The organism is Kitasatospora sp. NPDC048540, assembly GCF_040651175.1.
Classification (GTDB): domain Bacteria; phylum Actinomycetota; class Actinomycetes; order Streptomycetales; family Streptomycetaceae; genus Kitasatospora.
Window position 1 is genome coordinate 82,203 of record NZ_JBEZIR010000004.1, and the last position, 20,955, is coordinate 103,157.

The window sequence follows — 20,955 nt, forward strand, 5'->3', positions numbered from 1 at the left end:
CATGATCGAGCCGCTCAGCGGCCCCGACCCGGGAGAGACCGCGATGGCCGACCAGCAGACCACCGGCACCCCGGACCCCGCCGCGCGCCCGCTCGCCGACCGGGCCCCCGCCGTCCCGGCGCGCCGGGGCCTGCGCGCCCTGGTCCCCGGCCGCGGCGGCTGGTCCGCCTGGCTGGTCCGGGCCCCGCTGCCGCTCGCGCTCGGCCTGTGGCTGGTGTCGCTGTCCGGCGTCCGGCTGGAACGGATGGGCACCCTCGGGCTGCTCCAGGCCCTGCCGCCGCTGTACTGGGCCGCCGTCGTCCTGCTCACCCTCGGCTTCGTCGCCACCCTGCGCGCACCGCGGCTGCCGCAGCGCTGGGCGGCCGGGTACGTGGTGGGACTGATCGCCCTGATCCACGCCACCCCCAGCCTGCTCTACCCCGAACTGCGGTATGCCTGGGCCTGGAAGCACGTCGCGATCATCGACGCGATGATGCGTCACAACGGCTCGGTGCCGGGCGCGCACGACATGGACGTCTACGACCAGTGGCCCGGCTTCTTCCAGCTCAACGTGGTGTTCCTGCGCGCCACCGGCCTCCACTCGGCGCTCGGTTACGCCTCCTGGTACCCCGTGCTGGCCAACCTGCTGCTGCTCGGCCCGCTGATGATGATCTACCGGACGCTCACCCAGGACCGCAGGCTGGTCTGGGGCGGCCTGTGGCTCTACTACTCCACCGCCTGGATCGGGCAGGACTACTTCTCCCCGCAGGCGTTCGCCTACTTCCTGTTCCTCAGCGTGCTCGCGCTGGTGCTGCGGCGGCTCGCGGACACCCGGGCGAGCGGGCCGGGCCCGGACCCGGCGGGCCGGGCCGAACCGGCCGGGGCCCGGGCCCTGTCCCGGCGCTCAGACACCCCCGGCCGCGGCGGCTGGCGCCCGGTGCCGTTCGCCCTGGTGATGGTGCTGGTGGCGGCGATCGTCTGCTCGCACCCGCTGACCCCGCTGATGATGATCAGCTTCCTGGCGCTGCTCTCGCTGCCGCGCCGCAACCGGCGGGTGGTGGCGCCGGTGCTGGCCGGCGCGGTCGCGCTGACCTTCCTGTGGGACGCCACGGTCGCCCGCCCCTACATCTCCGCCAACCTGAACAGCCTGGTCTCCGCGCTCAGTTCGCCGGACCAGAACGCCCTGCCCAACCTGTCCCGGCTCGGCACCGCCGCCCCGCAGCAGGTGATGGCCTCCTGGGTGGACCGCGGGCTGACCGCCTCCGTCCTGCTGCTCGCCGTGGTCGCCCTGCTGTGCCACCGCTGGGCCCGGCACAGCCCGCTGCCCTGGCTGCTGGTGGCCCCGCTGCCGCTGCTGCTCAGCAACAACTACGGCGGCGAGATGGTGTTCCGCGCCTACCTCTTCGCGCTCCCGGCCGCCGCGTTCCTGCTGGCCACCCTGCTGGTGCAGCCCCCGCCGCGCCGCCGGGTGCGGACCTGGATCTCGACCGTGGTGATGCTGGCGCTGCTGGCCGGGCTGTTCGTCGGCTACTACGCCAAGGAGACGATGAACTACTTCACCCCGCAGGAGGCCGCCGCCACCCGGTACCTCACCCGGCTGGCGCCGCCCGGGTCGCTGGTCGTCTCGGCCACCGGCGACCTGCCGGGCGGGGAGATGCGCTACGACCAGCTTCAGCGGATCGTGTTGTCCCAGGGCAGCCTCCCCGACCGGCAGCGGCTGCTCCAGGAGCCGCTGACGGCGCTGGAGGACACCATGAGCGACCCACGGCTGACCGGCCCGGCGTACCTGATCCTGACCCGGGCGCAGGCGGCGGACACCGACCTGACCGGCCTGTTCCCGGCGGGCACCGTCGAGCGGCTGAACGACGTCGTCGCGGCCTCCCCGGACTTCCTCCCGCTCTACAGCGGCCCCGACGCCGCCGTCTACCGCTACCTGCCGACCGTCCACGACGCCGCCCCCGCCCCCGGCGGAGCACCGCAGCCATGACCGGCACCGTGCGCCCGCACCCGGCCCGGCTGCTGCTGGCGCTGTCCGGCTGGCTCGCCCTGCTCACCACCCTGCTGCCGGCCGCCGACCCGGTGCGCACCACCGTCACCGCGGCGTTCCTGCTGCTCGGCCCGGGCACCGCGGCGCTGCTGGCCGCCCCCGCCCGGGCCCGGTCCGCCAACTGGCCCGACCGGCTGGCCACCGTGGCGCTGGCGCTGGCGCTCAGCGCGGCCATCGTCACGCTGGTGGCCGTGGCGTTCTTCCTCGCCCACCTGTTCACCCTGGGCCGGGCGATGGCCGTGCTGGCGCTGCTCACCTCGCTGCTCGCGCTGCTGCCCGGCCGCCGCGGCAGGCAGGACGGCGGCGGCCCGCCGCTGCCCGCGACGGACGAACCACCGGTGACCGTGGCCGACCCGCGCCGCCGCGGCCGCCTCGGCCGGCGCAGTGCCGTGGTCGCGGGCTCCTGCGTGCTGCTGCTCACCGCGGCCTGCGCCGGCCCGGCCGCGTCCCACGGCCTCACCGTCGTCCCGCAGGCGGCCGAGGCCACCGCGACGGGCGCCGCCGCCTCCGCGACGCCCGCCGCGCCCGGGGCCTGGCACCAGGTGTTCCGGGACGACTTCAACGGCCTCGGCCTGGACCCCGCCAACTGGGTGACCTGCTACGACTGGAACGACGCCGGCTGCACCAACGCGGGCAACCACGAGGAGCAGTGGTACCTGCCCGGCCAGGTCGCGGTGAACGGCGGTGCCCTGGTCCTGTCGGCCGAGCGCACGCCGACCGCGGGCAGCGACGGCAAGAGCTACCCCTGGACCTCGGGCATGGTCAGCACCGGACGGCAGTCCTGGGACGGGACGCCGCTGCACACCTTCACCTACGGCTACTTCGCGGCCGCCATCCGGACCCCGCAGGACCCCCGGGGCATGTTCCCGGCCTTCTGGCTGATCCCCGCCGAGACCCGCGGCGCCCCGCCCGAACTCGACGTGGCCGAGTTCCCCGGCACGGACCGGTTCGTCGCGATGAACCTGCACTGGAGGACCGCGGACGGCGGTGACGGCAGCGTCGGCCACCGCTACACGCCGCAGAGAGTCTCCGCCGGTTCCACGGTGTTCGCGATGGACTGGGAGCCCGACTCGGTGACCTGGTACGTCGACGGTGTGCAGCAGTTCCGGGTGACCGACCCGGCCGTCATCCCGAGCGTGGCGATGGAGCTGATCCTCAACCTCGCGGTGGGGTACCCGCAGTCACCTCCGTCAGACGTCGGCTCCGCCCAGTTGCACGTCGACTGGGTCGCGGTCTGGCAGCACTGATCCCGCCGAGGAAGCTGGGTGTCGACATGGAACGAGCCGGGCCGGCCCTGGACCCCACGGTCCCCGTCCTGCTGGTCAAGGTCGGGCGGTACCCGCAGGCGCACAGCCCCGTCGGCGTGGCCAGGTCGTTCGGGCGGCTCGGTGTCCCGGTCCACGCGATGGTGGAGGACCGCTTCACCCCGACCGCGCTCTCCCGGTACCTGACCCGGCCGCTGGTGGCCCCCACCGACGGCCGCGAGCCGCCCGAGCGGCTGGTCGCGCTGATCCGGGCGGCGGCCCGTTCGGTCGGCCGCCGCAGTGTCGCGGTGGCGACCGACGACGAGGCGGCGGTGCTGCTCGCCGAGCACGCCGAGGAGCTCGCCGCCGAGCTGCTGCTGCCCCCGGTGCCGCCCAAGTTGCCGCGGATGCTCGCGGACAAGGGCGAGCTGAGCGGGATCTGCCTGGCCAACGACGTCCCGACCCCCCGCGCCCTCGCCCCGCGCGACCGGGGCGAGCTGCTGGCGGCCGCCCGCGACTGGGGTTACCCGGTGGTGCTGAAGAACGTCGGCTCGTTCAGCCGGCTGAGCCGCCCGGCGGTCGCCGCCACCACGGTGGTGCACGACGAGCGCGAGCTGCTGGCGGCCTGCCCGCAGGCGGTGGTGGCCTCCGTGCTGGTCCAGGAGTACCTGCCGGCGGAGCACGCCGAGGACTGGTTCACCCACCTGTGCTGCGGCCCCGGCGGCGAGCCGCTGGTGGTGTTCACGGGGGTAAAGCTACGGTCCTGGCCGCCCGGCGCCGGGATCACCACCCGGGCCCGCGCGGTGCCCAACCCGGAGCTGGCCGAGCTGGCCGCCCGGCTGTGCCGGCAGATCGGCTACAGCGGGGTGGCCGACCTGGACTGGCGGCTGGACCGGCGCGACGGCCGGTACAAGCTGGTCGACTTCAACCCGCGCACCGGCGCCCAGTTCCGGCTCTTCGAGACGGCGGCCGGGGTGGACGTGGTAAGGGCCCTGCACCTGTCCCTCACCGGCCGCGAGGTCCCCCGCGGTGGGCAGCTGGCCCGGCAGTTCGGGGTCGGGCAGGTGGACCTGATGTCGGCCGCGGTGACCGGCTGGCACGAGCGGCGCCCGCCGCGCGGGCTGCGCCCGCACCGGGGCACCGAGCGGGCCTGGCTGTGCCGGGACGACCCGGCTCCGGCGCTCGCCGAAGCCGTGCGGTTCGGCGGAACGCCGGTGCTGCGGGTCGCCCGGCGGGCGCTCAGCGCGGCTTCGAGGCCACGGCCGCGCTGATCCGGCGCGCCGCGAAGCCGGTGCCGGCGACGAAGCGCAGCAGCGGGCCGAAGCTGTCCGCGGCGGACAGCCCGGAGAAGTACAGCCCCGGCACCGAGGACTCGAACCCGGCCGACAGCCGCGGCGCCCCCTGCGGGGTGAGGCGCAGTGCACGCAGCACCGGCTCGTCGAGCAGGCCGATCCGCTCGACGTCGACCCGGTAGCCGGTGGCCGCCAGCACGTGGTCGGCCTCCACCGTGCGCGTCGGTCCCAGCAGCCGGAGTACGGCGGTGCTGTCGTCGGCCTCGGAGGACTCCAGGGTGTGGCCGGTCAATACCGGTACCCGGCCGTCCACCCGGTCGCGCAGCCACCAGGCGCCGGCCGGGCCGAGCACGGTGCGCACCGACCTGGCCCGCCGCCGGTCGGGCAGGTAGCGGAAGGCGGCGGGGAGCCGGCTGAACGCCAGCAGCCCCCAGCCGGGGCCGAGCGGCGATCCGGGGCCGGCCAGCCGGGAGGTCAGGGGCCGGTCGTGGTCCTGGTCGGTCTCGGGCGGGACGCCGAACAGCAGCTCGTGGGTGCGGGCCACCACGGTCGGCCGGGCGTCCGCCTCGTGCAGCAGGGCGGCGCTCTCCAGCGCCGACTGCCCGGCGCCGACGATCGCGACCCGCTGCCCGGCGAACTTCGCGAGGTCCACGTGGGCGTTGGGGTGGGAGGCCAGGCCCGCGTCGACCAGCGGCTGCAGCACCGGGGGGACCCAGGCGTACGGCTGGAGCCCGGTGGCGAGCACCACGGCGGCGCTGGTGAAGGTCTCGCCGGTGTCGAGCAGCAGGGTGAACCGTCCGTCCTCGTACCGCAGGCGGAGCACCTTGGTGCGTTCGACCTCGGGCACGCAGGTGCGTTCGAACCACTCGCCGTAGCTGATGAACTCCTCGATCGGGATGGGGTGCTGGTCGCCGCCGAGCGGGCGGCCGGCCTGGATCCGGTAGTCCTCCAGCCGGAACCGGCCCCAGGGGTCGGAGATGGAGGAGGCGCGGGGGGTGGACTTCAGGTACATCCCGACCGGCATCCGGGAGCGCCAGCTGTCCATCGGCTCGCCGAGGATCCGCATCGGGATCCCGCGGCCCTTGAGGTGGGCGGCGACGGCGAGGCCGTAGGGTCCGGCTCCGATGACCGTCACGGGGACGGCGGTGTCGGCTTTCACGGTCGCCTCCGCGGCGACGGGCGCCGGTCGGCGGGGCGGGACGGGCGGTGCGGCGTCATCGAGCCACCTCCTCGGGGCGGGGGAGTCCCCGCTTCCCAGGGTGCACCGTGGCCACGGGCCCGGCACGTCCGGCGGCGCGGCCCGCGGCGGCCCGGGGGCTCAGCCGACCAGGCGGGCCAGCGGGATGGCGTGCCCGGTGTGCTCCACCTTGGCCCGCAGGTAGCGGATGTTGCTGGCGGAGACGTGCACGCCGGTCGGGACGTGCTCGGTGACCTCGATGCCGAGGGCGGCGAGCTGGCGCGCCTTGTCGGGGTTGTTGCTGAGCAGGCGGACCGCGGTGGCGCCGAGGGTGGTGAGCATCTGGGCGGCGGCGGTGTAGTCGCGGCCGTCCTCGGGCAGGCCGAGCGCGGTGTTGGCCTGGTAGGTGTCGAGCCCGGTGTCCTGCAGCGCGTAGGCGTCCAGCTTGTTGTAGAGGCCGATGCCGCGGCCCTCCTGGCGCAGGTAGAGCAGGTAGCCGCCGGTCTCGGCGATCCGCTCGGCGGACTCGCGCAGCTGGGGGCCGCAGTCGCAGCGGTCGGAGCCGAAGACGTCGCCGGTGAGGCACTCGGAGTGCAGCCGGACCAGGGGAGCGGCGCCGGCGGTGGGGTCGCCGAGGGCGAGCGCGAGGTGCTCGGCGCCGTCGGCGAGGCCGTGGAAGGTGAAGACCTCCGCCTCGACGTGGTAGCCGTCCGGGAAGGTCAGCGGGATGCGGACCCGCGAGCGCACGGTGGCGGGGGAGGGCGCGGCTGCGGGCTGGTGCTGGTCGGTCTCGGTCTGCGTCATGCCCGGCCTCCGGCGTGGTTCAGATTTGAACGGTGTCTCGGGCTGAGACCGTACACCTTAGTTCCAATTTGAACAACACGAGTTTTCGGGAGCCACTTTCGGCCCACCATCCCCAGCCGCCACCGGCGGGCACCACGCACAGTGGGCAGGGGGAGCAGCCGACACGACGAGGGAAGCTCCATGTCCAAGGCATTCGGATTCACCGACTACGGCGGCCCGCAGCACCAGGCGTTCCTCGACCGGCCGGCCCCCGCGCCGGGCCCGGGCCAGCTGCGGATCGCCGTCCGGGCCGCCGGGGTCAACCCGATCGACTGGAAGATCCGCCGGGGCCTGACCGGCAAGCACGTGGCGCTGCCGGGCGTGCTGGGGGTGGAGGCGGCGGGCGTGGTCGAGGCGGTCGGCGAAGGGGTGACCGGTTTCGCCGTGGGGGACGAGGTGTTCGGGGTGGCCGCGGTCGGCGGCTACGCCCGGCAGACCCTGCTGGCGGCCGACGCCACCGCCCGCAAGCCGGCCGGCGTCACCTTCGCCCAGGCCGCCGCGCTGCCGGTGGCCGCCGCCACCGCGTACGACGGGGTGGACAACGTCGGGCTCACGGCCGGGCAGACCCTGCTGATCCTCGGCATCGCCGGCGGCGTCGGGAGCGTGGCCGCCCAGCTCGCCCGGGCCCGCGGCCTGCGGGTGCTGGGCACCGCCAGCGACGCCCGCCGCGCCTTCGTCGAATCGCTCGGCGCCACCCAGGTCCGCTACGGCGACGGCGTGCAGCAGCGCATCCTGGCCGAGGCACCGCAGGGCGTCGACGGCATCCTCGACCTGGTCGGCGGCGCGGACGCCAGGGCGGCGGCCGAGACGCTCGCCGACCGCAGCCGGCTGATCGCCACCTCCGACCCCGGCACCGCCGCCGAACTGGGCGGCTCCTTCATCCGCCGCAGCCCGGCCGCCCCCACCCTGACCGCGCTCGCCGAACTGGTCGCGGCCGGCCGCCTCGACCCGCAGATCACCGCCACCTACCCGCTCGAGCAGGCCGCCGACGCACTGGCCGAGGTCGAGTCCGGCCACGCCCGCGGCAAGCTGATCCTGGAAGTGAGCTGACCCGTGAAGATCACCACCACGACCCCCGGCGCGCCCTGCTGGGTCGAGCTGGGCACCGTCGACCCGGGGGCCGCCAAGTCCTTCTACGCGGAGCTGTTCGGCTGGCGGGTCGAGGAGGACCCCCGGGCCGAGGCCGGCGGGTACACCAGCCTCCTGCTGGGCGACGCCCCGGTGGCCGGGCTGACACCGCTGCACCAGCCCGAGCAGCCGACCGCCTGGACGGTCTCCTTCGCGGTCGCCGACGCGGACGCGAGCGCCGCCGCGGTCACCGCGGCCGGCGGCCGGATCCTGCTGGAACCGTCCGAGGTCTTCGACCTGGGACGGTTCGCGGTCGCCGCCGACCCGGCCGGCGCCGCCTTCTCGCTCTGGCAGGCCCGGGCCTTCAACGGCGTCGCCGTGATCGACGAACCGGGCTCGCTGGGCTGGGTCGAGCTGACCACCCGCGCCGTCCAGCAGGCCAAGGAGTTCTACCCGAGGGTGTTCGCCTGGAGCGTCACGGTCGGCGAGATGTACACCCAGTGGGGCCTGCGCGGGCACGACTTCGGCGGGATGGCCGACATGAGCGACCAGTTCCCCGCCGACACCCCGCCCTACTGGATGCCGTACTTCGCGGTCGCCGACGTGGACCGCACCGCCGAGCGGGCCGCGGCGCTCGGCGCGTCCGTGCTGCTGCCGCCCACCGACGTCCCGGACGGGCCCCGGCTGGCGGTGCTCAAGGACCAGCAGGGCGCGGTGTTCGGGGTGCACGTCGCGGGCGCCGCCGGGTAGCGGCGGCCTCACGCGTCGGCGGGCTGCTCCTCGTCCTCGGCCGGTGCCGGCGCCGCCTGCGGGCGGCCCGGCCGGCCGACCGCGGGACGCAGCGCGGTGCCGGCGGCGGCCAGCGTGATCAGCACGCACGTCACCGGCACCCAGTCACCCAACCGGTCGTACCAGGTCAGCGCGGTGGGGGCGGCCAGCGGCAGCCGCACCGTGACGGACCCGGTGGCGCCGGTGTCCATCCGGGCCAGCCGCCGGCCCTGCCGGTCGTACGCGACGGACTCGCCGGTGAGCGCCGCCTGGACCACCGGACGGCCGGTCTCGGCGGCCCGGATCGCCCCCAGCGAGGCGTGCTGCGCCGGGGCCCAGGTGTTCTGGAAGGTCGAGGTCGCCGACTGGTAGACGATCATCCTGGCACCGTCCCGGGCCGCCGCCCTGGACATGTCGGGGAACGCCGACTCGAAGCAGATCAGCGCGCCGACCGGCATCGCCTCGCCCGCGCGGTCGGTGGTGGGCAGCAGGTGGAACGAGGTGCCGGGGGCGCGGTTCTCGCCCGCCGCCTCGCTCACCCCGGCGATCCAGCCCAGCAACGGACGCAGCGGGATGTACTCGCCGAACGGCACCAGCCGGATCTTGCGGTAGCGGGCCGCCACCCCGTCCGGGGTGACCAGCACGGCGTCCTTGGAGATCCGCCCGTCGGCCTTCCTGGCGTCCTCGCCGACCAGCAGCTGGGCGCCGCTGAGCGCGGCCAGCGCCCGGACGTCGCCCAGAGCCGCCGGATCACGGTCCAGGTCGGCGGTGGTGCTGCTCTCGCCCCACACCACCAGGTCGACCGGCTGCCCCACCAGCTTCTGGCTGATCCGGACGTTCGCGGCCAGCCTGGCGTCCGCGTCCGCGGTCTGGCCGGGCTGCACCAGCGCCACCGTGGCCAGCCCCTGCGGGGCGCTCTGCCGCTGCACCGCGAACAGCAGCGGCCCCGACACCAGCGCCGCCACCAGCACCGCCGCCGCCAGCGCGCGCACCGGCAGCCGGTGCGCGGTGAGCACGATCAGCACCGCCGTGTTGGCCGCCGCCACCGCCGAGCTGACCAGCCACACCCCGCCGACCGAGGCCAGCCCCAGGATCGCCGGGTGCTCCCACTGGCTGGCGCCCAGCAGTGCCCACGGACCGCCGAGCGCGGCCCAGGAACGGGCGAACTCGCAGGTCACCCAGACCGCCGGGACCACCACCAGGGCGGTCAGCGCACGCCGCGGGGTCAGCGGCGGGTTCAGGGTCCGCCAGACCGCGAGGCCCAGCGCCGCCTGGAGCGCGCCGAACAGCAGCGCCAGCAGGACCAGCCCCGGACCGATCGACGGGACCAGCCAGTACATCGCGACCAGGATGAAGCCCGCGCCGAACCACCAGCCGCGGACCGCCGCCTCCCGGCCGCTGGGCGCCCGCTGCATCGCCAGCATGCCTGGGACCAGGGCGACCCACGCCAGCATCGCCAGCCCCAGCCCCGGGAAGGCCAGCACGGGCAGGGCCCCCGAACCGAGGGCGGCGTAACGGGCGGGCTGGGTGAGGCCGGCACGAAGGGTCATGCCGTGATTGTCCGCTTCTCGAGCCCCGGTCACCTCATTCCCGGGTCACCCGCGTGGCGGACCGGAGGTGAAGATCTGGTGTACCCCCGGTCCGCGCGGCGGAAGGCTCAGCCCTCGCCCTCCAGATCGCCCTCGGTCTCCAGGAAGGCGGTCCGCAGGGCGTCGATCAGCGCCGGGTCCGGCTCGGCCCACAGACCGCGCTCGGCGGCCTCCAGCAGGCGCTCGCTGATCCCGTGCAGCGCCCACGGGTTGGCGCCGGTGAGGAACTCCCGGTTCACCGGGTCGAGCACGTACTCCTCGGTCAGCTTCTCGTACATCCAGTCCGCGACCACGCCGGTGGTGGCGTCGTACCCGAACAGGTAGTCCACCGTCGCGGCCATCTCGAAGGCGCCCTTGTAGCCGTGCCGGCGCATCGCCTCCAGCCAGCGCGGGTTGACCACCCGGGCGCGGAACACCCGGGCCGCCTCCTCGGTCAGGGTGCGGGTGCGGACCGTCTCGGGCCGGGTGGAGTCACCGATGTACGCGGCCGGGTTCATCCCGGTCAGCGCGCGCACGGTGGCGACCATGCCGCCGTGGTACTGGAAGTAGTCGTCGGAGTCCGCGATGTCGTGCTCACGGGTGTCGGTGTTCTTGGCCGCGACGGTGATCCGCTTGTACGCGGTCTCCATCTCCTCGCGGGCCGGGCGGCCGTTCAGCTCGCGGCCGTAGGCGTAGCCGCCCCAGACCGTGTAGACCTCGGCCAGGTCGGCGTCGGTGCGCCAGTCCCGGCTGTCGATCAGCTGCAGCAGACCGGCGCCGTAGGTGCCCGGACGGGAGCCGAACACCCGGACGGTGGCCTTGCGCTCGTCGCCGTGCACCGCCAGGTCGGCCTGGACGTGGGCGCGCACGAAGTTGTCCGCCCCGTCCTCCTCCTGACGGGCGGCGAGCCGCACCGCGTCGTCCAGCAGTGCCACCACGTGCGGGAAGGCGTCCCGGAAGAAGCCGGAGATCCGCAGCGTCACGTCGATCCGGGGACGGCCCAGTTCGTCGAGCGGGATCACCTCCAGGCCGGTGACCCGGCGCGAGGCGTCGTCCCAGACCGGGCGCACACCCAGCAGGGCGAAGGCCTCCGCGATGTCGTCGCCGGCCGTGCGCATCGCGCTGGTGCCCCACAGCGACAGGCCGACCGACGGCGGGTAGGCGCCGTCGTTGTCCGCTAGGTAGCGCTCGACCAGCGAGGCGGCCAGCGCCTGCCCGGTCTCCCAGGCCAGCCGGCTCGGGACGGCCTTCGGGTCGACCGAGTAGAAGTTGCGGCCGGTCGGCAGCACGTTGACCAGGCCGCGCAGCGGCGAGCCGGACGGGCCGGCCGGCACGAAGCCGCCGTTCAGCGCGTGCAGCACCGCGTCCAGCTCGTCGGTGGTGGCGGCGAGCCGGGGCACCACCTGGCGGGCGGCGAAGTCCAGCACGTCACGGACCGCCTCCGGGTGCCCGGCGGCGACCTTCTCCACCGCCTCCGGCGCCCAGTCCTCGGCCTCCATCGCCTCGACCAGGGCGCGGGCCTGCGCCTCGGCCGCGTCGGTGGCGCCCAGGGTCAGCGCGGCCTCGTCCAGGCCGAGCGCCTCGCGCAGGCCGGGCAGCGCGGCCACCCCGCCCCAGATCTGCCGCGCCCGCAGGATCGCCAGCACGATGTTGACCCGGTCGGTACCGGCCGGCGCCTGGCCCAGCACGTGCAGCCCGTCCCGGATCTGGGCGTCCTTGACCTCGCACAGCCAGCCGTCGACGTGCAGCAGGAAGTCGTCGAAGCCGTCGTCCTCGGGCCGCTCGTCCAGGCCCAGGTCGTGGTCGAGGCGGGCGGCCTGGATCAGGGTCCAGATCTGGGCCCGGACCGCCGGCAGCTTGGCCGGGTCCATCGCCGCGATGTTGGAGTGCTCGTCCAGCAGCTGCTCCAGCCGGGCGATGTCCCCGTACGAGTCGGCGCGGGCCATCGGCGGCACCAGGTGGTCGACCAGGGTGGCGTGGGCGCGGCGCTTGGCCTGGGTGCCCTCGCCCGGGTCGTTGACCAGGAACGGGTAGATCAGCGGCAGGTCGCCGATCACCGCGTCCGGGCCGCAGTCGGCGGACAGCGCGGCCGTCTTGCCGGGCAGCCACTCGAGGTTCCCGTGCTTGCCGAGGTGGATCACGGCGTCGGCGCCGAAGCCGCCGTCCGACCGCTCGGCCGCGATCCAGCGGTAGGCGGCCAGGTAGTGGTGGCTGGGCGGCAGGTCCGGGTCGTGGTAGATCGCCACCGGGTTGGCGCCGAAACCGCGCGGCGGCTGGATCAGCACCAGCAGGTTCCCCGAGCGGATCGCGGCCAGCACGATGTCGCCGTCCGGGTTCTGCGAGCGGTCCACGTACAGCTCGCCGGGCGGCGGGCCCCAGTGCTCCTCGACCCGGCCGCGCAGGCCCTCCGGGAGGGTGGCGTACCAGCGGCGGTAGTCCGCGGCCGGGATCCGGACCGGGTTGCGGGCCAGCTGGTCCTCGGTCAGCCAGTCCTGGTCGTACCCGCCCGCCGCGATCAGCGCATGGATCAGCGCGTCACCCTCGTGTCCTCGCCCGCTCGCCTGGTCGCCCGCTCGGGGCGGGTTGGGGCGGTCCTCGGACGCGTCGTCGTCCAGACCGGGCAGACCGGTGCCCAGGTCCATGCCCTCCGCACGGAGCCGCTCCAGCAGCCGCATCGCGGAGGCCGGGGTGTCCAGGCCGACCGCGTTGCCGACCCGGGCGTGCTTGGTCGGGTACGCCGAGAGCACCAGCGCGAGCCGCCGCTCGGCGGCCGGGATGTGCCGCAGCCGGGCGTGCCGGACCGCGATCCCCGCCACCCGGGCGGCCCGCTCGGGGTCGGCCGCGTAGACGGTCAGCCCGTCCTCGTCCAGCTCCTTGAACGAGAACGGCACGGTGATCAGACGGCCGTCGAACTCCGGGACGGCGATCTGGGTGGCGGTGTCCAGCGGGGACAGGCCGTCGTCGCTGGCCTCCCAGGCCGCCCGCGACCAGGTCAGGCAGAGCGCCTGCAGGATCGGGCGGTCCAGCGCGGCCAGCGCGCCCGCGTCCCAGGCCTCCTCGTCGCCGCCGGCCTGCGCGTCGGCCGGGCGGGTGCCGCCGGCCGCCAGCACGGTGGTGACGATCGCGTCGGCGGTGCCCAGGCGCGCCAGCAGCTCCGGCTCGGCGCCGCGCAGCGAGGAGCAGTACAGCGGCAGCGCCCGCGCCCCCCGGTCCTCGATCGCCCGGCAGAGCGTCTCGACGAAGCCGGTGTTGCCGCTCATGTGGTGGGCGCGGTAGTACAGCACCGCGATCACCGGGCCCTCCGTGGTGCGGGCGGTGCGCTCCAGCGGGCCCCACTCCGGCGCGGACACGGGCGGCGCGAAGCCGTGGCCGGTCAGCAGCACGGTGTCGGACAGGAAGGCGCCCAGTTCGGCCAGGTTGGCCGGGCCGCCGTGCGCGAGGTAGGCGTGCGCCTCGGCGGCGAGCCCGGCCGGGACGGTGGACAGCTCCATCAGCTGGGCGTCCGGGGCCTGCTCGCCGGTCAGCACCACGACCGGGCGGGGGCCGGCCAGCAGCGCGTCCAGGCCCTCCTGCCAGGCCCGGCGGCCGCCGAGCAGCCGGACGATCACCAGGTCGGTGCCCTCGGTCAGCGCGGGCAGGTCCTCGACGGCCAGCCGGGCCGGGTTGCCCAGGCGGTACGGCACCGGGCCGTTCGAGGCGCGGGCGCTGAGCAGGTCGGTGTCGGAGGTCGACAGCAGCAGGATCATGCGAGGGGCCTCCCGGCCTCGTCGGCGAACGGGCGGGCGGCGCAGGACATGCGGCAGCGCACAGGTCAAGCCTTCCTCGGGGTCCGCGCCCCGTGGCGGTTCCCCCCGGCCACGCGCCGGAGGGCTGGTCTGAGGGACGGCAGGAGTTCCTGGCTCCCACGGCGGTGAACCGTGGTCACAGTGGCGGGACCGCACCGGGTTTGCACCGGTTTCCTCCCCTTGCGCCGTCGCTGGCACGGGTGGCCCGCGGGCCACCCGGGCAGCATCGTACGGGGTGCCGACCGGCTGCGGAGCTGGTCCGCGGCTGTGATCTACGAGACCGGGGCATCCGATCGGACCATCTGTATGCTCGCCGCCATGCCACCCACACCCGACGCCTCCGCGCCGGGCCCCGCCCTGCCCGACCGGGGCCGGGCCGACGCCTGCCCCGGCGCGCTGCGCCTGCACCGGGCCGACGACGGCGCGCTCGCCCGGGTCCGGGTACCCGGCGGACTGCTGACGGCCGCTCAGGCACTGGTCCTGGCCGAGGCCGCCGAGCAGCTCGGTGACGGGCAGCTGGAGACCACCTCGCGCGGCAACGTCCAACTGCGCGGCCTCGGTTCGGACGCCGGCGCCGAGCTGGGCGGGCGGCTGCGCGCGGCCGGCCTGCTGCCCTCCGACACGCACGAGCGGGTCCGCAACATCGTCGCCTCCCCGCTGGCCGGCCTCGACGGCCGCGGCCACGCCGACGTCCAGGCCTGGGTGCGCGAGCTCGACCGCCGGCTGTGCGCGAGCGACTGGGCGGCCGCGCTGAGCGGCAAGTTCCTGTTCGCGCTGGACGACGGACGCGGCGACGTGGCCGCCCTGGACGCCGATGTGACATTGATCGCAAGGCCCGGCGGCGCGGCCCTGCTGCGCCTGGGCCGGGCCGCCACCGCCCGGCCGGTACCCGCCGGCGGCGCGGTGGACGCGGCCCTCGGCGCCGCCCGCGACTTCCTGGCCGCGCTGGAGGCCGCCGGCCGTACCGCCTGGCACCTGCGCGAGGTACCCGGTCTGCTCGACCCCGGCCCGCTGGAGCTGCCCGCGCCGGCCGGGCCGCACCCGCCGGCCGGCGTGCTGCCCGGCGGTCTGTCGGTCGGCCTGCGGTTCGGCCGGGCCGACGCCGGGCAGTGGCGGCTGCTGGCCGAGGCGGCCGCGGACGGCCTGCGGGTGACGCCCTGGCGCGGCGTGGTGCTGCCCGGGGCGGCGGCCGGCTGGCTGCCCCGGCTGGCCGCGGCCGGACTGCGCACCGAACCGGGCTCGCCCTGGGAGCGGGCCAGCGCGTGCACCGGAACGCCCGGCTGCGCGAAGTCGCTGGCCGACGTGCGCGCCGACGCGGCGGCGGCCCTGGACGCGGCGGAGCAGCCGGGGGTGCCGGTGCACTGGTCCGGCTGCGGGCGGCGCTGCGGACACCCGGGCGGAACCTGGGTGGACGTGCTCGCCACGGGGCAGGGCTACCGGGTGACCCGGGGCGAGGCCTCGGTGGAAGTGACGACGCAAGAGATGGCCGAGGCGGTCGCCGAGGCCCGGAGGATGACGTGATCGAGTACGAGAAGGACGGCGCCGAGATCTACCGGCAGTCCTTTGCCACCATCCGGGCCGAGGCCGACCTGGCCGGCCTGCCCGCCGACGTGGCCCAGGTCGCGGTGCGGATGATCCACGCCTGCGGCATGACCGACCTGGTCGAGGACCTGGCGTACTCGCCGGGCGTGGTGGCCCGCGCCCGCGAGGCGCTGCGCGCCGGGGCGCCGATCCTGTGCGACGTGAACATGGTGGCCAGCGGGGTCACCCGCAAGCGGCTGCCGGCCGGCAACGAGGTGATCTGCACACTGGCCGACCCCGCGGTGCCGGAGCTGGCCGCGAAGCTGGGCAACACCCGCAGCGCCGCCGCGATGGAGCTGTGGCTGCCGCACCTGGAGGGCGCGGTGGTCGCCGTCGGCAACGCGCCGACGTCGCTGTTCCGGCTGCTGGAGATGGTGGCCGCCGGTGCCCCGCGGCCGGCCGCGGTGATCGGTGTCCCGGTCGGTTTCATCGGCGCCGCCGAGTCCAAGCAGGCCCTGGCCGAGCACCCGGTGGGCCTGGAGCACCTGGTGGTGCGCGGCCGTCGCGGCGGCAGCGCGATGGCCGCCGCCGCCATCAACGCGATTGCGAGCGAAGTGGAATGACGGAGCGTCAGACAGGCCGCCTGTACGGTGTCGGGCTCGGCCCCGGCGACCCGGAGCTGGTCACCGTCAAGGCCGCCGCGCTGATCGGGAAGGCCGACGTGGTGGCGTACCACAGCGCCCGGCACGGCCGCTCGATCGCCCGCTCGATCGCCGAGCCCTACCTGACGGCCGGGCAGATCGAGGAGAAGCTGGTCTACCCGCTGACCGTGGAGAGCACCGACCACCCCGGCGGCTACCGCGGTGCGCTGGACGAGTTCTACGAGCAGGCCGCCGCCCGGCTGGCCGCCCACCTGGACGCCGGCCGCGACGTGGTGGTGCTCGCCGAGGGCGATCCGCTGTTCTACGGCTCGTACCAGCACATGCACAAGCGCCTCGCCGACCGCTACCCGACCGAGGTGGTGCCCGGCGTGACCTCGGTGAGCGCCGCCGCGGCCCGGCTGGGCCGGCCGCTGGTGGAGGCCGAGGAGACACTGACGATCATCCCGGGCACCCTGCCCGAGGAGGAGCTGACGGCCCGGCTGGCCGCCGCCGACTCCGCCGTGGTGATGAAGCTCGGCCGCACCTTCCCGGCGGTGCGCCGGGCCCTGGAGCGGGCCGGGCGGCTCGACGACGCGCAGTACGTCGAGCGGGCCACCATGCCCGGTGAGCGCACCGGGCCGCTGGCCGAGGTGGACCCGGAGTCGGTGCCGTACTTCTCGGTCGCCGTGCTGCCCAGCCGGATCGACCGGGCGGCGGCCGAACGGCCCGCCGGCCAGGGCGAGGTGGTGGTGGTCGGCACCGGACCGGCCGGGCCGCTCTGGCTCACCCCCGAGGCGCGCGGTGTGCTGGCGGGCGCCACCGACCTGGTCGGCTACACCACGTACCTGGACCGGGTGCCGGTGCGGCCCGGCCAGCAGCGGCACGGCTCCGACAACAAGGTGGAGGCCGAGCGGGCCGAGTTCGCGCTCGACCTGGCGCGGCGCGGCCGGACGGTGGCCGTGGTCTCCTCCGGCGATCCGGGGGTGTTCGCGATGGCCACCGCCGTCCTGGAGGCCGCGTGCGCCGAGCCGTACCGCTCGGTGCCGGTGCGGATCGTCCCCGGGATGACGGCAGCGCACGCCGCCGCCTCCCGGGCGGGCGCGCCGCTCGGCCACGACTACGCGGTGGTGTCGCTCTCCGACCGGCTCAAGCCCTGGGAAGTGGTCGCCCGGCGGCTGGCCGCGGCAGCCGCCGCCGACCTGGTGCTCGCCCTGTACAACCCGGGTTCGAAGAGCCGTACGACGCAGGTCGGCCTGGCCCGTGACCTGCTGCTGGAGCACCGCGCGCCGGACACCCCGGTGGTGCTGGCCCGTGACGTGGGCGGTCCGACCGAGCGGGTGCGGACGGTGCGGCTGGCGGACCTCGACCCGGCGGAGGTCGACATGCGGACCCTCCTGCTGATCGGCTCCTCGCAGACCCGGGCCGTCGCGCGCGACAACGGCACCGAGGTGGTCTGGACCCCGCGCCGCTACCCGCCGGCCTGACCGGCCTGACCGGCCTGACCGGCCCGACCGGCCTGACCGGCCCGACCGGCCTGACCGGCCCGACCGGCCGGGCGCAGCCGTGCCGGAGCCCCGGGCCGCCGATCCTGCGATCGGTGACCCGGGGCTCCGCGCGGTCCGGTGCGGTCCGTCTCAGGCGGCGCAGAACTCGTTGCCCTCGGGGTCCTGCATGATCCACCAGTGTCCGGCCGGCCCCTGGTCGTGCTCGCGGACCCGGGTCGCGCCCAGCGCCTCCAGCCGGGTCACCAGCTCGTCGAGCCGGCCGCGCTCGCCGTGGATGTCGATGTGCAGCCGGTTCTTGACGGTCTTGGGCTCGGGCACGTCCTGGAACAGCAGCCGGCGGCCCCTGCCGATGCCGCTCACCTCGTCGTACGGGTCGTCGGGGTGGCGGATCGCGGCGTAGCCGCGGAAGATCCGGTGGCCGTTGTGCTCGGTGACCGCGTCCTCGGGCAGCTGCCCGGCGGCCAGCAGGCGTTCGATCAGCGCGCTCGGGTCCTCGACCCGGTACCCGAGGGCGGCGGCCCAGAAGTCCGCGAGCGCGGGGGCGTCGGCGGTGTCGATGACCAGTTTCCAGTCCAGAGTCATGCCACCGGTCTAGGGGCTACCGGGCCGCGCCCGCAACCCGGGGCGCGCGGGCGGGCGGGCGCGGGTCGGGTTGCGGGTCTGGGTTGCGGGCCCGGGTCGCGGGCGCGGCCGGGGGCTCAGTGCCAGTCGGCGGCGTGCAGCTGCTCCAGGTGCCAGTCCGGGAAGAGTACGAACACCGAGACCAGGCGCGGCTTGAGCTCGGGGTTGAGGTCCTGCACGATCTTGGCGGTGAGGCTGCTGCAGAGCGCGGCACGGTTGAAGTTGAGCGCCGCGCCGTTGTAGAGGCACGGGTTGTCGCAGGCGTCCAGGAAGACCGCGACCTGCTTGGTGGGGTAGGCGGCCAGCTTGCCGGTGACGCCGGCGTAGAGGCTGTTCACCAGGTCCGTGGTGGTCTTGGTGCCACCGACCTTGAGGGTGTCGGCGACCTCGGTGCACAGGTCGTAGAACTCCGCGGCGTCCACGCCCGGGTTGGCCGGACACTTGCCGCGGACCGCGAAGTCGGGCTTGAGCGCGATGTCGTCGAACGGCCAGGGCAGGAACTCGGTGTGGCCGTGCTCCCAGAGCGCCTTGGCGGCGATGTACTCCAGCGCGGCGGTGTAGCTCGGCAGCGGGAAGGCGCTCGGCAGCCGGAAGCCGCCGTTCTGCGCCGTCGCGGGCGGCACATTGGCGATCTTCGCCGGGTCGACCAGCGCGTCGTTCATCCCGATCAGCAGGGTCTTGGCGTCGCGCGGCGTGTCGTGCGGGTCCAGCAGGCAGGTCACGAAGGTGTCGGCCAGGCCGGCCAGCGGCGGGTGGATCGTCAGGGCCTTCTTGAACAGGGAGTTCGACGGCCCGAGGGCGCCGTTGTCCTTGCGGATGGACGGGATCTCGGCCTGCCACTCACCGGGCCACTGCGGGACGGCAGTCGTCATCTGCACCAGCTCATCTCTGCGGTCGACGGGTACGGGCGCACCACGCGTCGGCACCCCCGGTAACGAGGCTCGCCGAGATCTGACGGAGCGTCAATCGCTGTTTGTGCGTAGCCGTTCGGCGCCACCCGTCCGTGCAGGCAGGTGGCCCCGGTCGGGCGGGCTCCCCGCCGCGCCGAGCAGGTGCGGGAGGGAGCGGTTGTGCCGTAGCAGCCAGGCCAGGTAGGTGGGGTTGGCCCGGGCGAGGTCGAGGTAGGCGGTGCGCAGGTCGGTGTAGAGGGCGTCCAGGGTGGGGGTGGTGAGGGTGTCGGTACGCCAGGTGAGCAGGAGGCGGACGCCGAGCGGGTCGCCGTGCAGGGGGCGGACCACGGTGCCGGGGACGGGGACGGAGGTGGGCTGGCAGGGGCGGACGGCCTCGCCGGAGGCGACCAGTTCGGCGGCGGTGGCGTTGTCGCGGACCTGGAGGACGCGGGGGTCGAGCCCGGCGGCGGAGAAGGCCCGCCGCATGGCGGCGTACTCGTGGTCGGCCGTCGGATCGACCATCCAGGTGTCCTCGGCCAGGTCGGCCAGCCGTACCACAGGCTGGGTGGCGGCCGGGTGACGGACCGACATCGCGAGGAACTGCGGCTCGCGGTCGAGCAGGACGCGGTGTTCGGTACCGGCCGGGATCCTGAGCGGGAAGCCCTCGCTCTCGTGCACGAAGGCGGTGTCCAGCTGCTCGGTGGCGATCATGCGCAGCAGGGCGATGGCGGAGATGTCGACGTGGATGGTGGTGTCGGTGTCGGGTAACCGGTCGTGGACCTTGCGCAGCCAGGCCGGTACGGCGCGGCTGCCGACGCTGCCGATCCGCAGCTTGAGCTGCTCGGCGCCGACCGCCTCCTGGCGGGCGGCGGCGACCAGGGTGGCCATCTCGCCGATGATGGGCCGGGCCCGGGAGAGCACCGAGTGACCGAGCGCCGTGGGGTGACTGCCGGTCTGCTGACGGGTGAACAGGGCGCCGCCGATGGTGCGTTCGATGCGGTGCAGCTGGGTGGAGAGGGCGGGTTGGGTCATGCCGAGCTGCAGTGCCGCCTTGCGCACGCTGCCGGTGTCCGCGATGGCGCACAGCACGCGCAGGTGTCTCACGTCGAGCTCCACAGCCGGAGCATAACCAGATGGCCAACTCTTTGCCAGGGCCATGTCATGGAGTGGAATCCCGGGTGATGCCCGGTGACAGCTCGTGACATGCGGGGATATTCCCGCGCGTTATCACCGGACTGACATCGTGCGTCGGCTCGCAGGGCTGAACGAAGCTCTCTGCTATCACCACTTCACCGGTGCTCCGCGGCGCCCCCAACCGCCGTGGAACTCGCGAACGGAGTTCCCCCACATGAAGCGTTCCGTCCTGTCGCTGACCGCTGCCGTCGGCCTCGCGCTCGCCGCCGGCCTGGCCGCCACGCCCGCCACCGCCGCGACCTCCGACACGGCTCCCCAGCAGGGCTACGTCGCATCCTCGTACACCGGCTCGGCCGAGGAGGCGGCCAACAACCAGGCGTTCTACCAGGCGGTGATGAAGTCGGCGCTGGCCAAGAAGGCCGCCAACCCCTTCCTCCAGACCGTCACCGTGACCTACGACGCCAGCAGCGCGCCGACCTTCCGCAGCCAGATAGCCAGCAGCGCCTCGATCTGGAACGGCTCGGTGCGCAACGTGCAGCTGCGCAGCGGCTCCAACGCCGACTTCCGCTACTACGAGGGCAACGACTCGCGCGGCTCGTACGCCAGCACCGACGGCCACGGCCGCGGGTACGTCTTCCTCGACTACGCGCAGAACCGGCAGTACTACTCGGTCCGCGTGGTCGCGCACGAGACCGGCCACGTGCTCGGCCTGCCGGACCACTACTCCGGCCCGTGCAGCGAGCTGATGTCCGGTGGCGGCCCGGGCACCTCGTGCACCAACGCGTACCCGAACTCCGCGGAGAAGAACCGGGTCAACTCGCTCTGGGTGAACGGCCTGACGGCGGCCGTCGCGGCCGGCTGACCGGTCGTCC

Annotated in this window: 16 protein-coding genes and 1 riboswitch; of the genes, 9 read left to right on the forward strand and 7 right to left on the reverse strand. The window is 74.9% G+C overall.

All coding sequences use genetic code 11. From position 1 onward, the window contains the following. Window position 1: 1 nt before the first annotated feature. From AB0D08_RS03765 to AB0D08_RS03775, 3 genes are read left to right on the forward strand one after another with little or no spacing between them, the layout of a single operon-like run. Window positions 2-1,966 carry a glycosyltransferase gene (locus AB0D08_RS03765; RefSeq protein WP_359886114.1) on the forward strand — a complete coding sequence of 655 codons (1,965 nt, stop codon included), beginning with the start codon at window positions 2-4 and terminating at the stop codon, window positions 1,964-1,966. After that, window positions 1,963-3,273 carry a glycoside hydrolase family 16 protein gene (locus AB0D08_RS03770; protein ID WP_359886115.1) on the forward strand — a complete coding sequence of 437 codons (1,311 nt, stop codon included), beginning with the start codon at window positions 1,963-1,965 and terminating at the stop codon, window positions 3,271-3,273. Before AB0D08_RS03765 ends, AB0D08_RS03770 begins: the two co-directional genes overlap by 4 nt. A 26-nt stretch (window positions 3,274-3,299) precedes the next feature. Next, window positions 3,300-4,541, forward strand: a complete 1,242-nt coding sequence (locus AB0D08_RS03775) for an ATP-grasp domain-containing protein (protein WP_359886116.1) — start codon at window positions 3,300-3,302, stop codon at window positions 4,539-4,541. On the opposite strand, the gene AB0D08_RS03780 is transcribed toward AB0D08_RS03775, so the two are convergent. Beyond that, the gene (locus AB0D08_RS03780; protein ID WP_033822376.1) at window positions 4,510-5,721 is read right to left on the reverse strand and encodes an FAD-dependent oxidoreductase; all 1,212 of its coding nucleotides are present in this window, start codon (window positions 5,719-5,721) and stop codon (window positions 4,510-4,512) included. The genes AB0D08_RS03775 and AB0D08_RS03780 overlap by 32 nt on opposite strands. A 159-nt stretch (window positions 5,722-5,880) precedes the next feature. After that, on the reverse strand, window positions 5,881-6,543 hold the full coding sequence (ribA, locus tag AB0D08_RS03785) for a GTP cyclohydrolase II (protein WP_051813221.1): 663 nt from the start codon (window positions 6,541-6,543) through the stop codon (window positions 5,881-5,883). Window positions 6,544-6,723: 180 nt separating this feature from the next. Between ribA and AB0D08_RS03790 the strand changes: the two genes are divergently transcribed. Further along, window positions 6,724-7,632, forward strand: coding sequence for an NADP-dependent oxidoreductase (locus AB0D08_RS03790; protein ID WP_033822375.1), 909 nt, complete (start codon window positions 6,724-6,726; stop codon window positions 7,630-7,632). Window positions 7,633-7,635: 3 nt separating this feature from the next. Then, entirely contained in the window at window positions 7,636-8,400 is a 765-nt protein-coding gene (locus AB0D08_RS03795; RefSeq protein ID WP_033822374.1) for a VOC family protein, read from the forward strand. Between the two features lie 8 nt (window positions 8,401-8,408). On the opposite strand, the gene lnt is transcribed toward AB0D08_RS03795, so the two are convergent. Both lnt and cobN read right to left on the reverse strand, forming a co-directional pair. Continuing rightward, entirely contained in the window at window positions 8,409-9,968 is a 1,560-nt protein-coding gene (gene lnt / locus AB0D08_RS03800) for an apolipoprotein N-acyltransferase (protein WP_033822373.1), read from the reverse strand. Window positions 9,969-10,075: 107 nt separating this feature from the next. Beyond that, window positions 10,076-13,732, reverse strand: a complete 3,657-nt coding sequence (gene cobN, locus AB0D08_RS03805; RefSeq protein ID WP_359886117.1) for a cobaltochelatase subunit CobN — start codon at window positions 13,730-13,732, stop codon at window positions 10,076-10,078. Window positions 13,733-13,852: 120 nt separating this feature from the next. Next, window positions 13,853-13,976: riboswitch (cobalamin riboswitch) on the reverse strand. A 113-nt stretch (window positions 13,977-14,089) separates the two neighbouring features. Between cobN and AB0D08_RS03810 the strand changes: the two genes are divergently transcribed. Genes AB0D08_RS03810 through AB0D08_RS03820 form a run of 3 tightly spaced genes read left to right on the forward strand, consistent with a single transcriptional unit; the run spans window position 14,090 to window position 17,417 of the window. Next, window positions 14,090-15,292, forward strand: a complete 1,203-nt coding sequence (locus tag AB0D08_RS03810; protein WP_359886118.1) for a hypothetical protein — start codon at window positions 14,090-14,092, stop codon at window positions 15,290-15,292. Further along, entirely contained in the window at window positions 15,289-15,915 is a 627-nt protein-coding gene (locus tag AB0D08_RS03815; RefSeq protein ID WP_359886119.1) for a precorrin-8X methylmutase, read from the forward strand. Before AB0D08_RS03810 ends, AB0D08_RS03815 begins: the two co-directional genes overlap by 4 nt. Beyond that, entirely contained in the window at window positions 15,912-17,417 is a 1,506-nt protein-coding gene (locus tag AB0D08_RS03820; protein WP_033822631.1) for a precorrin-2 C(20)-methyltransferase, read from the forward strand. The genes AB0D08_RS03815 and AB0D08_RS03820 overlap by 4 nt, the downstream gene beginning before the upstream one ends. Window positions 17,418-17,567: 150 nt before the next feature. Here the strand turns inward: AB0D08_RS03820 and AB0D08_RS03825 are convergent, their stop codons facing one another. From AB0D08_RS03825 to AB0D08_RS03835, 3 genes are all read right to left on the reverse strand, one after another. Continuing rightward, window positions 17,568-18,020 carry a VOC family protein gene (locus AB0D08_RS03825; protein WP_033822632.1) on the reverse strand — a complete coding sequence of 151 codons (453 nt, stop codon included), beginning with the start codon at window positions 18,018-18,020 and terminating at the stop codon, window positions 17,568-17,570. A 116-nt stretch (window positions 18,021-18,136) separates the two neighbouring features. Further along, window positions 18,137-18,931, reverse strand: coding sequence for a hypothetical protein (locus AB0D08_RS03830; RefSeq protein ID WP_033822633.1), 795 nt, complete (start codon window positions 18,929-18,931; stop codon window positions 18,137-18,139). A gap of 90 nt (window positions 18,932-19,021) precedes the next feature. Then, window positions 19,022-20,065 carry a LysR family transcriptional regulator gene (locus AB0D08_RS03835; protein ID WP_233289193.1) on the reverse strand — a complete coding sequence of 348 codons (1,044 nt, stop codon included), beginning with the start codon at window positions 20,063-20,065 and terminating at the stop codon, window positions 19,022-19,024. A 232-nt stretch (window positions 20,066-20,297) separates the two neighbouring features. On the opposite strand from AB0D08_RS03835, the gene snpA reads away from it, so the two are divergent. Continuing rightward, on the forward strand, window positions 20,298-20,945 hold the full coding sequence (gene snpA, locus AB0D08_RS03840) for a snapalysin (RefSeq protein ID WP_199520413.1): 648 nt from the start codon (window positions 20,298-20,300) through the stop codon (window positions 20,943-20,945). Window positions 20,946-20,955 lie beyond the last annotated feature (10 nt).

Excerpts from the sequence above, each read along its gene's own strand:
- AB0D08_RS03765 (WP_359886114.1), top strand. The coding sequence starts at position 2 with ATGATCGAGCCGCTCAGCGGCCCCGACCCGGGAGAGACCGCGATGGCC.
- AB0D08_RS03770 (WP_359886115.1), top strand. The coding sequence starts at position 1,963 with ATGACCGGCACCGTGCGCCCGCACCCGGCCCGGCTGCTGCTGGCGCTG.
- AB0D08_RS03775 (WP_359886116.1), top strand. The coding sequence starts at position 3,300 with ATGGAACGAGCCGGGCCGGCCCTGGACCCCACGGTCCCCGTCCTGCTG.
- ribA (WP_051813221.1), bottom strand. The coding sequence starts at position 6,543 with ATGACGCAGACCGAGACCGACCAGCACCAGCCCGCAGCCGCGCCCTCC.
- AB0D08_RS03790 (WP_033822375.1), top strand. The coding sequence starts at position 6,724 with ATGTCCAAGGCATTCGGATTCACCGACTACGGCGGCCCGCAGCACCAG.
- lnt (WP_033822373.1), bottom strand. The coding sequence starts at position 9,968 with ATGACCCTTCGTGCCGGCCTCACCCAGCCCGCCCGTTACGCCGCCCTC.
- cobN (WP_359886117.1), bottom strand. The coding sequence starts at position 13,732 with ATGATCCTGCTGCTGTCGACCTCCGACACCGACCTGCTCAGCGCCCGC.
- AB0D08_RS03810 (WP_359886118.1), top strand. The coding sequence starts at position 14,090 with ATGCCACCCACACCCGACGCCTCCGCGCCGGGCCCCGCCCTGCCCGAC.
- AB0D08_RS03820 (WP_033822631.1), top strand. The coding sequence starts at position 15,912 with ATGACGGAGCGTCAGACAGGCCGCCTGTACGGTGTCGGGCTCGGCCCC.
- AB0D08_RS03825 (WP_033822632.1), bottom strand. The coding sequence starts at position 18,020 with ATGACTCTGGACTGGAAACTGGTCATCGACACCGCCGACGCCCCCGCG.
- AB0D08_RS03830 (WP_033822633.1), bottom strand. The coding sequence starts at position 18,931 with ATGACGACTGCCGTCCCGCAGTGGCCCGGTGAGTGGCAGGCCGAGATC.
- snpA (WP_199520413.1), top strand. The coding sequence starts at position 20,298 with ATGAAGCGTTCCGTCCTGTCGCTGACCGCTGCCGTCGGCCTCGCGCTC.